The organism is Flavobacterium sp., from assembly GCF_040402895.1.
GTDB lineage: Bacteria > Bacteroidota > Bacteroidia > Flavobacteriales > Flavobacteriaceae > Flavobacterium.
This window is the reverse complement of sequence record NZ_JBBALR010000004.1, coordinates 160754-174138: the sequence shown is the minus strand read 5'-3', so window position 1 is coordinate 174138 and position 13385 is coordinate 160754. Positions and strand designations below refer to the sequence as shown.

Sequence of the window (13385 nt, the reverse complement as noted above, 5' to 3'; positions counted from 1 at the left end):
ATTTTTATATATTTAAGCCTTGTTTTATTAATAAATTCACAATTATACATGTGTTTTTTTATCATGTATGTTTTTTGTTGTGTTTTTTTTTCTTATTTTAATGAAAATTCATCATTATTTTTGAATTGCATACAAATATTTACAAACTTTAATTAATTTAATCTAATACCTTAAATGAAAAAAATTTTTTATTTACTAATTTTTTGCAGTGCATTTTCTAGTTTTTCTCAAACAGAAAAAATTGCAATCCAGAAAAATGATACCGAACATAGCATAACTATAGATGGTAAAAATTTCATTATAAATGGAATGAACTGGGATTATTTTCCAATTGGAACAAATTATTCGTATAGTCTGTGGAATCAAACAGATACTTTTATTCAACAAGCCCTTGACGACGAAATGGGTTTACTTCAAAATATGGGTGTAAACACCATACGTGTTTATTCTGGAATTCCTAAAAAATGGATAGAGTATATTCATTCTAAATTTGGTATTTACACGATGTTAAATCATTCTTTTGGGAGATACGGTTTAACTATTGATGGTGTATGGAAACCTAATACGGAATATTCTGATCTTAAAACAAAAAAGCTTCTTCTAAATGAAGTGACTCAAATGGCCAAAGAGTATAAAGATACCAAAGGATTATTAATGTTCCTTTTAGGGAATGAAAATAATTATGGCTTATTTTGGGATGGAGCTGAGACAGAAAACATTCCTGTGAAAGACAGAAAGTCTACAGTTAGAGCACGTTCGTTATATAAATTATTTAACGAAGCAGTAGTATCTATGAAAGCAATAGATGCTAATCATCCAATGGCAATATGTAATGGAGATTTACTTTTTCTTGATATTATAGCAGAAGAATGTAAAGATGTTGATGTACTTGGAACAAACGTCTACAGAGGTGTCTCTTTTGGTGATTTATTTGAAAGAGTAAAAAAAGAATACGGTAAGCCACTACTTTTTACCGAGTTTGGTTCAGACGCTTTTAATACTCTAACTAATCAAGAAGATCAAAATGCACAAGCCTTTTATTTAAAAGGCAATTGGAATGAAATTTATAATAATGCATTAGGTATGGGTAAAGCTGGAAATGCTATTGGTGGATTTACATTTCAATTTAGTGATGGTTGGTGGAAATATGGCCAAACTTCTAACTTAGATTTACATGATAACAATGCTTCATGGTCAAATGGTGGTTATCAAAAAGATTTTATTGAAGGTGAAAACAATATGAATGAAGAATGGTTTGGTATATGTGCTAAAGGACCAACAAATGAAAAAGGTTTTTACCAATTATATCCTAGAGCTTCCTATTATGTATTGAAAGAAATCCATAAGTTTAATCCATTTTCACAAAACGCAAATAAAGAGAAACTTAAAACCATATTTGATGAGGCTAATTTGATGGATGCAACGCTTAGAGCCCGTGCTGACAAAGCGGCATTAGCTAGTAATGATGGTGGAATTTTAAAAATAAGCAATCTTAGAGCTGAATTTACAACTTTTAATACGGGTGGTAGCTTAATTTCAACTCCAAAAACAGATGATCCTGATACTGCAAATTATCCAAGCAAACTTGGATTTGATCATATGCAATCTTATTTTATTGGTGTTGAAGGAAATCCGTCTGCCAATATGAAAGCAAACGTAAATTTCAATGTTTTAGGAAGAGTTGCTGAAAATCCAATTAATGAGATTTTTTATGAAAATAGAGGAAGAGCTCAGTCTTTTGATACGCCTAATGGACCAACTGTAGTGAGCGACTTTAATAGAGTTCAGGTGTATAATGCATCATACAAATGGAATGCTAAGGATTTTGATTTGAAAGGTTTTTACAGAACGGGTCATTATCATTGGGGTTATGAAGGTGATTTTTTCGCATTATATTCTGAAGCTAATTACGGTCCTAATCTTGATATTTACAATGGAGAAACTCTTGGTTTTGAAATTGATGGTAAAAGAAGTTTAAAAGGTTTTAAAGCTGCATTTGGTCCACAATTATGGTGGGGAGCAAATCCAGCTTATTTACTAAAATATGGAAAAAAATTAGGAAATGTTGATGCCACTGTAGTGTATCACGAAGATATTAATCAAGTAGAAATTTCTGAAACGGTTTCTTCAATTGCATTCCCAGTGCCAAAAACAAGAAGAGCTACGGTTCATTTCAAAACGAAGTTAGGCGCTTTTGGTTTTGATGCAGGAGGTATTTGGGGAGGACAACCACTAAATGGACGAGAGTTTCAAATGATGGATGGGAATGTTGTTAAAGTGGATAAAATTAATAACAAAGATAACTGGGGAGGAAAAGCAAAAATTACGTTTTCTAAAGGAAAATTTAATGCTTATACCCAAGGAGCCATTCAGGGTCTAGTTGCTTCAGGTGGAGCAGATAATGTTCAAACATTTACAGGTTGGAGATTAAAAGATTCAGGAAGTGGAAATCAAATGAATTTTTTAGCAGGTTTTACCTATAACATAAATTCTAAATTACAAGTTGCACCAAATATGTTGTGGCAAAAACCGCTTGTAGAAGCAATGCCAAACGGTGTAAATGCTCCTGGAAGATTAAGAAATGTATTGGATGATCCGTTTTTTGTAAGAGCAAATAGAGAAACATTAGGAGGAGAATTATTAATCACTTATGACCCAACTCCTGCAACTTGGATGTATGAATGGAATAATGATATGGTAGAAGATGCAAAATTTGCATTCAATACTGGATTTGTTTTCAGAAAATTACCTACAACAATGGATGCGGCCATAGGATTTTTATCAAACAGAACGCCTTTTGCCTTTGCAAAATCGGCTCCTGCGCAGAACTTATGGGAATCAAATACAAGAATTGTTTCAAAAATTAGTCCAGATTTAGGAATGATTGCAAATATCTATTTTGGAAATGGTCAAGCCAATGGAGACTCTGAAAGAACCATTAACAGAATGGGTGGTGATATTAGATTGATTTACAAACAAGTGAAATTAGCTTCTTCACTTAAATTAAATGATTGGGGACCTTATGATTATCACCGTGATTTTAATTTAACATACCCACTACAAACTCAAGTAGATATTTCAACTTCATTAGGAAAACCTAGCTGGTATATTTTACCAGATACAAGAATTGGTTTAATGGGTATATGGCGAACTTTGAATCAATATTCTCCAAGATATTCTCCAACTTTTGTGCCAGCTAACACGTATCCTGCAATTCCAACTTTAAGTCCAGTAGGTTTTGGAAATGGATCTGAATGGGAAATTAGAACATATATTCATATAAATATTGGTAAATAATTTAAAAAATAATAAAATGAAAAATTCAAAAATTAATTATTTAAGAAGTACGTTCTTATTGACAATTATAACACTTGTCAATTTGAACTGTGAAAGAGATTTATCAGATGAAGCTAAAGAGGCTACATTTGCTAAAACCGCGGAAATATTTACAGATGCACCGGTAGGCATGGGTACTAATTTCTACTTTCCTTATGGACCTGATGCTAATAACCCAGTTGGTTCAAAATTTACGGCTTGGTCAGTTGATAGCAATGTGAGTTATAAAGGAAATGCTTCTATGCGTTTTGATGTGCCAAATGCAACAGATCCTCAAGGAAATTATGCCGGAGGTATTTTAAGAGTTGATGGAGCAGGTAGAGATTTAACAGGTTATGACGCGCTAACATTTTGGGCTAAAGCCTCTCAAGGGGTAACAATTGGAGAGATTGGTTTTGGTGAAGACTTTTATCCTAATAAATACATAACTACTATGAGAAATATTAGTTTAGGAACGGCTTGGACAAAATACATTATTCCAATTCCTAATGCTTCAAAATTATTGCAAGAAAAAGGAATGTTTAGATATTCTGCGGGTACTCAAGGTACAAATGGCGCAGGATATACGTTTTGGATTGACGAATTAAAATTTGAAAAGCTAGGTACTATTTTGCCGTTACAAGCTTCTATAATGAACGGTAACAACATTACTAGATCTACATTTGTTGGCGTAACCTCAACAATAACTGGCGTATTAGCAACATTTAATATGCCTAACGGTAGCAATCAATCTGTTTCTATTAGTCCGGCTTTTTTAAATTTTACATCCTCAAATACTTCTGTTGCTACTGTAAATGATGCAGGTGTGGTTACTCCAATCGCAGCGGGTACAGCAACAATTACAGCAACATTTAATGGTCAACCTGCTACTGGAAGTTTAACAATTAATTGTACAGGTGTCTATATAAACGCGCCAAATCCAACATTGAGTCCATCTAATGTAATTTCTATATTCTCAGATGTTTATACTAATGTTCCAGTTAATTATTATAACGGTTATTGGGCACCTTGGCAAACCACACAATCTAACGATTTTGCAGTATTGGGCGATAATGTATTGAATTACACAAACTTTAATTTTGTAGGAATCGAGTTTAGCAGTCCAACCGTGAATGCTACTTCTATGACACATCTTCATTTAGATGTCTTTATCCCAGGACCTATATCACCTGGTAGAGTGTTTCAAATAAGATTAACTGATTTTGGAGCAAATGGCGCTTATGGAGGAGGAGATGATACACAAAGTCTACCTTATTTAGTGTCAAATAATTTAGTTTCCCAGAATTGGATGTCTTTTGAAATTCCATTATCTCAACAAGTAGGTCTTAATAATAGATCTCATTTAGCTCAAATAATACTTTTAGGTGGAGATAATTCAACATTGTACGTAGATAATATATATTTTCATAATTAATAAATAAGTAAAGATGATATCGAATAAAATAATAAACAAAATTATCATAACTACTGCTATTATTTTTTCATTAAATAGTTGCACTAAAGATGATAAACAAACTGTTATTACTAAAAACACCTTAGTAATGAGCGATGAATTTAATGTAGATGGAGCTCCTGATCCTAATTTATGGTCTTACAACATTGGAACTGGTAGTAACGGTTGGGGAAATAATGAGTTGCAATATTACACTAATAGACCTGAAAATATAAAGGTTGAAAATGGGGTTTTAAAAATTACTGCACGTAGAGAACAATATATGGGAGAAGCATATACCTCTGCTCGTATAGTAACTAAAGGTAAATATGAAACCAAATACGGAAGAATTGAAGCAAGAATAAAATTGCCAAGAGGCAAAGGATTATGGCCAGCTTTTTGGATGTTAGGTTCTAATTCAGATACAGCCATTTGGCCGCAATGTGGAGAAATTGATATTATGGAATATTTAGGAAGTAGTCCTACTAAAGTGTTTGGAACGGTTCATGGTCCCGGGTATTCAGGAGGTAATGCTATAACAAAAACGTTCACGTTACCAAATAGCAGATTTGATACTAATTTCCATGTTTTTGGTGTAGAATGGGATGAAAATTATATCAACTTTTATGTTGATGATGTACTTTACAATCAAATTACACCATCAGAAGTAACTGGTGATTGGGTGTTTAATAATCCTTTTTACATAATATTAAACATGGCTGTAGGAGGTAATTATCCTGGTGCTCCAAATAGTGAAACGCCTTTTCCACAAGAAATGTTAGTAGATTACGTAAGAGTTTACCAATAACCATTTTTTAACAAACCATTTATTAGAAAAGACATCTAATGTCTAAACACGCCTAAGAAATACAATTGAATTATAGCAATTATGAGCCCAAATACACCTATATCTGATACTAATAATAAGAAAGAAATAAATTTAGATTCGGTTTTTATCAATAATGAAATGTTTTTCAAAATCACTAATCATAATTTGATGCGACCTTTTTTTATGAGTATCGTTAGTGATTCCAATCACTGGATGTTTATTTCAAGTAACGGCGGTTTAACTGCCGGGAGAAAAAATGCTGAGTTTGCTCTTTTTCCTTATTACACAGATGATAAAATAACAGAATTTGCTGATATTACAGGTAGTAAAACTATTTTTCAAATTGATAAAAACAACGAAAAATATATTTGGGAACCTTTTTCAGAGCGTTTTAATGAAACCTATAATTTAACTAGAAATTTATATAAAAACGAATTTGGTAATAAAATTATTTTTGAAGAAATCCATCATGATTTTAATTTGACTTATAGATACCAATGGAGTTCAAGTAATTTGTTTGGTTTTGTAAAAAAATCAGAATTAATTAACGATTCTCAAATTGATTACAGTATAAATGTTTTAGACGGAATTCAAAATATATTACCACAAGGGGTTAACAGCGATTTGCAAAATTCAACTAGTAATTTAGTTGATGCCTACAAGCGAAATGAACTTCATTTGGAAAGTGGATTAGGGATTTTTGCTTTAAGTGCCATTATTGTAGATAAAGCAGAACCTAGTGAAGCATTAAAAGCTAACATCGTTTGGTCTTTAGGATTGGATAAACCAACGTATTTACTTTCCTCACTTCAACTTTCAGCTTTTAGGAAATTTCATGACATACATCAAGAAACGGATATAAAAGGAGAAAAAGGGGCTTATTTTATTTCAACAAAATTAGTTTTAGAAAAAAATACAACTAAAACTTGGAAGATTATTGCCAATGTAAATCAAAATCAATCAGAAGTTATTCAAATTGCCGATGCAATTTCTAATGACCCAACTCTTGAAAAGCAAATTATTCAGGATATCGATTTAGGTACTCAAAATCTTATTGCGCTTAATGCAACTGCTGATGGATTACAATTTACATCAGATAAACGAAAAGATTCGCGTCATTTTTCAAATGTTTTATTTAATATCATGCGAGGTGGTATTTTCGATAACAATTATACAATTGAGAAAAATGATTTCGTAAACTACATCGCTAAAGCCAATAAAAGTTTATTTAAAGAAGAAGAAACATTTATAAAAAAATTACCAGAAATTTTTGATTATTCATTTCTTCAACAACTAATTTATAATTATAATAATGTCGATTTAATTAGACTTTGTACGGAATATCTTCCATTAAAGTTTAGTCGAAGACATGGTGATCCAAGTCGTCCATGGAATAAATTTTCTATTAATACAAGAAGTGAAATAGACGGTTCAAAAATATTAGATTATGAAGGAAATTGGAGAGATATTTTTCAAAATTGGGAATCTTTAGCTAACGCCTATCCTGAGTTTATAGACGGAATGATTCACAAGTTTTTAAATGCGTCAACTTTTGACGGATATAATCCATACCGTGTTACGAAAGATGGTTTTGATTGGGAAACGATAGAGCCAGATAATCCTTGGTCATACATTGGATATTGGGGTGATCATCAGATTATCTATTTATTAAAGTTTTTAGAATTTATAGAAAATTATCAACCAGGAAAGTTACAGTCTTACTTTGATAAGGAATATTTTGTTTATGCAGCAGTTCCTTATACCATAAAATCGCATCAAGATATTTTAAAAAATTCAAAAAATACCATTGATTTTGATCATGAATGGGATACAAAAATCAATCAACGTCGCAAAGAAAATGGGGCTGATGGCGCCTTATTAAGAGATAATAATGGAGATATTTATCATGTAAATTTAATTGAAAAGTTATTAGCTACCATATTGGCTAAAATGTCTAATTTTATTCCTGAAGCTGGAATTTGGATGAATACTCAAAGACCAGAATGGAATGATGCAAATAATGCATTAGTAGGCAATGGTGTTTCTATGGTTACGCTTAATTATTTAAGAAGATTTTTAAAGTTTTTTCAACAATTATTAGATAATGCGGATCAAGAAACTATTAAAATTTCTAATGAAATGGTGGAGTTCTACCATGCTATTAGAGAATGTTTACTTTCCCAACAGCACTTATTAACAGGATCAATTTCTAATGATGATAGAAAAAGAATACTTGATTCGCTAGGTCAAGCGGCATCTGAATATCGATACCATGTTTATAATAGCGGATTTTGGGGTAAAAAACGAACACATTCTATGCAAGGTTTGAGGAATTTTACTCAAGTTAGTATTGATTTCATTGAACATTCAATAAAAGCTAACCAGAGAGAGGATCATCTTTATCATGCTTACAATCTAATGTCTGTTGAAAATAATGGCATTTCAATTTCTTATTTACCAGAAATGCTTGAAGGTCAAGTGGCTATTTTAAGTTCAGGGTTTCTTTCTGCAAAACAATCAATAAAGGTATTGGACGCTTTAAGAAATAGTGACTTGTATAGAAAAGATCAAAATAGCTATATTTTATATCCAAATAAAGAATTGCCTAAATTTTTAGAAAAAAACACGATTCCGAAGGAAAGTATAGAAAAGTCAGCTTTATTAAAACAGCTTTTAAGTCATTCTAGTTTTCAACTAATTAATAAAGATAGTAAAGGAAATTATCATTTTAATGGAAATTTTCACAATGCCAATGATTTAAAAATTGCTTTAGAACAATTGGCTCGCAATAACGAATTAAAAGATTTAGTCAAAAAAGATACAGAACTTATTCTGCAAATTTTTGAAGAAGTATTTAATCACAAGGCATTTACCGGTCGTTCCGGAACTTTTTATGGTTATGAAGGTTTAGGGTCTATTTATTGGCACATGGTATCTAAATTGCATTTAGCTGTTTTAGAGGTTATTAATAAAGCAATCGATGCTAATGAAGACCAATCAACAATTGATGCATTAGTGCACCATTTTGATGAAATCGGAGCCGGAATAGGTATTCATAAATCGCCAAAAGTGTATGGTGCTTTTCCAACCGATCCGTATTCGCATACTCCTTTTGGTAAAGGGGCTCAACAACCGGGTATGACTGGACAAGTAAAAGAAGATGTCCTTGTTAGAATAGGTGAATTTGGTGTGAAAGTGAAAAATGGAAAATTACATTTTCAACCAGCCTTTCTTAAAAAAGGGGCGTTTTTATCCCATGATACAGAAGCTTCATTTATTATGGTTGACGGTTCAATAAAACAAATTCATCTTAAGAAAAATAGCTTAGCATTTACAACCTGTCAAGTACCAGTTATTTATACAATTAACACCACTAGTAAAATTGTTTTGAACTATAAAAATGGAGAATCAAAAACTTTTGATTCCTTAGAATTAAACCAAGAAGAAAGCATTAAAATATTCCACCGAACTAATGAAATTTCATTGGTTGAAGTGTATATAAACGAAAGTATTTTAAGATAATGAAACAGCTGATTTACATCATATTACTAGTTTTTATATCATGTAAACCAATGATTACTAATAATCTGGTTTCAAAAGAAATGACGGCGGAAAAATTATTAGGCAATCCTAATTATCAAGGCATTTGCTATGGAGGCTATCGAACCAATTCAAGAGATATAGAACCAAGTGTTTCCGAAGTTAAGGAGGATTTGAAAATTTTAGCGGCTATAGATATTAAAATAATCAGAACCTATAATCTGCATCGTGAGGAAATAGTAAATGTACTAAAAGCCATTACCGAATTAAAAAAAGAGAATCCCAAGTTTGAAATGTATGTGATGTTAGGCGTTTGGATTGATTGTAAAAATGCTTGGACAGAAATTGCTCCAATTCATGAAGAAGAAAGTCAACGTAATACAATTGAAATTCAAAAAGCTGTAGAATTATCTAATCAATATCCAGAGATTATAAAAATTATTTCTGTTGGAAATGAAGCAATGGTGAAATGGGCGACCAGCTATTATGTTACACCAGCTATAATTTTAAAATGGGTTAATCATTTACAAGAGTTAAAAAAATCAAATCAATTACCAAAAAATCTGTGGATAACAAGCTCAGACAATTATCTTTCTTGGGGAGGAGGTGAGGAGCAATATCACACCGAAGATTTGAATAGATTAATAAAAGCAGTAGATTATATTTCCTTGCATTCGTATCCTATTCACGATGAACGTTATTTTCCAGAAATATGGGGAATTAAAGAAAATGAAACAAATCTATCCGATAAAATGAAAATAGATTCGGCTATGTTGAGAGCCAGAGATTATGCTATTTCACAATATAATGGAGTTGTAAAATACATGAAATCGATAGGCGTAGATAAACCCGTTCATATTGGTGAAACAGGTTGGACTACCATTGATAACATATATTACGGTGATAAAGGTTCCAAAGCAGCCGACGAATACAAAGCAGCTCAATATTATAAATTAATGCGAGAATGGTCAAACAAAGAAAAAATTACTTGTTTTTATTTTGAAGCTTTTGATGAAAATTGGAAAGATGGTTCAAATCCGGAAGGATACGAGAATCATTTCGGATTGTTCAATTTGCAGAACCAAGCCAAATTTGCGATTTGGGATAAAGTTGATAAAGGAATTTTTAATGGTTTAACGCGAAATGGGAAACCAATAATAAAAACCTATAATGGAGATGAAAATGCTTTATGGCAGGATGTAAAAGTTCCAAGACTTATTAAGCAAAATTAATTATGGCTAAAAATTATTTTAAAATAACCCTTTTAAAGCTATTGATAACTGGTATTGTATTGTCAATATATAGTTGCTCAAGCACAAAAGAAATGAAAGTGCAAGTCTATGAAACATCTGCGAATGGAATTTCATTGACAAGAATCACCCAATTTTCAAACGAAGGTACTCCAATTGTTTTAACTATCAATCCTGGTGAAAAATTTCAAACGATTACTGGTTTTGGTGGTTCATTTACAGAATCTTCAGCTTATTTATTAAATCGATTAAGTAAAAATAATCGAAACAAAATCTTAAATGCCTATTTTAGCGAAGCTGGTTCTAATTATTCTCTAACACGAACACATATTGCTTCTTGCGATTTTTCATTAAGTAATTATACTTATGCAAAAGTTGAAAACGACATTACTTTGGAACATTTTACCATTGAAGATGATAAATCTGATTTAATTCCGATGATTTTAGACGCAAAAGCGATTTCTAAAGAAGGATTTAAAATTATTTCTTCTCCTTGGTCCTGTCCACCATGGATGAAAGACAATAAAAGCTATATAGGAGGTAAATTAGTACCAGAATTTAACGATACTTTTTCTCTATATTTTTCAAAATATTTGAAAGCTTATAAAAATGAAGGTATTGATATTTGGGGAATTACTCCAATAAATGAACCTCATGGAAACGGTAATAATTGGGAAAGCACGCTTTTTTCTCCAGAAGAAATGACCCTTTTTGTTCAAAATCATCTTGGTCCAAAATTAGAAAAAGACGGTTGGAAAGACGTAAAGATTTTGGGTTATGATCAAAATAGAGCAGGTATACCAGAATGGGTGGATGCTATGTATAAAAATGAAACCACTTCAAAATATTTTGCGGGTACTGCCATTCATTGGTATGAAAGTACGTTCGATTATTTTGCAAAAGAACTGCAATATGCTCACAATAAAGCACCAAATAAATTCCTAATTGAAACCGAAGGCTGTATCGATTCTGAAATTCCGCATTGGCAAGATGACGCTTGGTATTGGAAAAAAGAAGCTACAGATTGGGGTTGGGATTGGGCTAGTGAAAAAGATAAACCTTTACATCCAAAATATGCTCCTGTGAATCGTTATGCAACTGATATTATTGGCTGTTTAAACAATTGGGTAGATGGCTGGGTAGATTGGAACATGGTCTTAGATAGACAAGGCGGTCCAAATTGGTTTAAAAACTGGTGTGTGGCTCCAATACTTGTTGATGATAAAAATGATGAAGTTTATTTTACACCTTTGTATTATGTGATGGCTCATTTCAGTAAGTTCATGCGACCAGGTGGCATAAAAATTGGATGTGAAATAGATAATAAAGATCTAGTAGCAACAGCAGTTAAGAATCTGGATGGTTCAATAGCAGTGGCTGTTTTTAATCCAACTGATCGTATTCAAACAATTGATATTCAATTAAATAAAAAGAATAAAATAATAACTATAGATGCAAATGCGCTTCAAACAATACTAATAAAACCTAACTAATTGCAAAATTAAAATTATAGATATGTCAAATAATATTACAGATACCAAAGTATTGGTGCCAATGAGTCAAAAAATTGCCTTTGGATTAGGAATGCTAGCCAACCAAATGTTTCCAGCAGCCTTAGGAATTTTTATGGTAGTACTAGTCGAAAACTTAGGAATGCCATCATGGATGTGGGGTGTTTTATTTTTTGTACCCAGAATAGTTGATGCTTTTTTTGATCCTATAATGGGATTTATATCAGATAATACAAAATCAGATTGGGGTAGAAGAAGACAATATGTCTTTGTTGGTTCTATTATTATGGGAGTATCTTTTATAATTATGTGGCAATTATACCGAGAAAATAGTGTTACCTATAATTTTATATTTTTTCTAATAATGTCGTTAATTTTTCACATTGGTCTTTCCATTTTTAGTGTACCGTATGTTGCTATGGGTTATGAAATGAGTGACGATTTTCATGAACGCACCAGTATAATGGCTGTATCTCAATGGATTGGTCAGTGGGCTTGGGTAATTGCGCCATGGTTTTGGGTAATTATGTACGACCCTGCTTGGTTTCCAAATGCAGATACTGCCACAAGAACATTAGCTATTTGGGTGGGATTAATATTTATGCTTTTAGCGATGGTACCCGCTATTTTTATTAAAAGTAAATCAACCAAATTTGATGATACCTTAAAACCTTTAACAGTTAGAACAATTGGAGGTAGTTTAAAAGAAATTTTAAGTAGTTTTAAAGAAGCGTTTTCTAATAAACCATTTAGAAAACTTTGTATTGCTACATTTTTTATTTTTAATGCTTTCAATACGGTAGCAGGTTTCACATTTTTTATTGTGGTATATTATCTGTTTAATGGAGATACTGCTGCTGCAGGAATCTGGCCAACTCTTTTTGGATGTATAGGCGCATTAGCAACAACATTTATAGTTATACCAATTGTGGCGTGGATGTCAAAAAAAATGGAGAAAAAAACAGCCTTTTTAATTTCTCAAGGTATTTCCGTGTTTGGGTATATATTATTATGGTTACTGTTTATTCCTGGAAAGCCATATATGTTTTTATTTGCATTGCCATTTTTTGCTTTTGGAATAGGGAGTTTGTTTACCCTAATGATGTCAATGACAGCTGATGTTTGCGATATGGATGAATTAGAATCAGGTAAAAGAAGAGAAGGAATCTTTGGCGCTATTTACTGGTGGATGGTAAAATTCGGTTTTGCTATTGCAGGATTGTTAACAGGTGTTATTATGTCGGCGGTAGCATTTAAAGCGGGCGCACCTACCCAACCAGAAGGAGCCGTTACAGGCTTGAGATTGTTTTTTTCTGGTGTGCCAATATGCGGTACATTAATTGCCATGTGGATCATGTGGGATTATAATCTTACCGAGAAAAAGGCAAATGAGATAAAAAAAGAATTATTAGAAAGAAAATCAAAACTTCAGAAACAAGTTGACTCAATTTAAACAAAACTATTAATGATTCAATTTTATAAAATAG

7 protein-coding genes are annotated in these 13385 nt (G+C 32.0%); all 7 read left to right on the top strand.

Annotated elements, in window-relative coordinates; genetic code table 11:
* Positions 1–174 precede the first annotated feature (174 nt).
* The 7 genes from ABWP60_RS05625 (at position 175) to ABWP60_RS05595 (ending at position 13351) form a co-directional block, all read left to right on the top strand.
* Positions 175–3297, top strand: coding sequence for a glycoside hydrolase 5 family protein (locus ABWP60_RS05625; protein WP_353149733.1), 3123 nt, complete (start codon positions 175–177; stop codon positions 3295–3297).
* A gap of 16 nt (positions 3298–3313) precedes the next feature.
* Positions 3314–4750, top strand: coding sequence for an Ig-like domain-containing protein (locus ABWP60_RS05620; protein ID WP_353149730.1), 1437 nt, complete (start codon positions 3314–3316; stop codon positions 4748–4750).
* A gap of 13 nt (positions 4751–4763) precedes the next feature.
* A complete protein-coding gene (locus tag ABWP60_RS05615) occupies positions 4764–5576 on the top strand; it encodes a glycoside hydrolase family 16 protein (protein ID WP_353149727.1) in 813 nt (270 codons plus the stop codon).
* Positions 5577–5657: 81 nt separating this feature from the next.
* Positions 5658–9119 carry a 1,3-beta-D-glucan phosphorylase, GH149 family gene (locus tag ABWP60_RS05610; protein ID WP_353149724.1) on the top strand — a complete coding sequence of 1154 codons (3462 nt, stop codon included), beginning with the start codon at positions 5658–5660 and terminating at the stop codon, positions 9117–9119.
* 50 nt (positions 9120–9169) lie between these two features.
* Positions 9170–10369, top strand: coding sequence for a glycoside hydrolase family 17 protein (locus tag ABWP60_RS05605; RefSeq protein WP_353149721.1), 1200 nt, complete (start codon positions 9170–9172; stop codon positions 10367–10369).
* 92 nt (positions 10370–10461) lie between these two features.
* Positions 10462–11880, top strand: coding sequence for a glycoside hydrolase family 30 protein (locus ABWP60_RS05600; protein WP_353149718.1), 1419 nt, complete (start codon positions 10462–10464; stop codon positions 11878–11880).
* A gap of 22 nt (positions 11881–11902) precedes the next feature.
* Positions 11903–13351 (top strand): MFS transporter, encoded by a 1449-nt coding sequence (locus tag ABWP60_RS05595; protein WP_353149715.1) that lies wholly within the window; start codon positions 11903–11905, stop codon positions 13349–13351.
* The last annotated feature ends 34 nt before the right edge of the window (positions 13352–13385 follow it).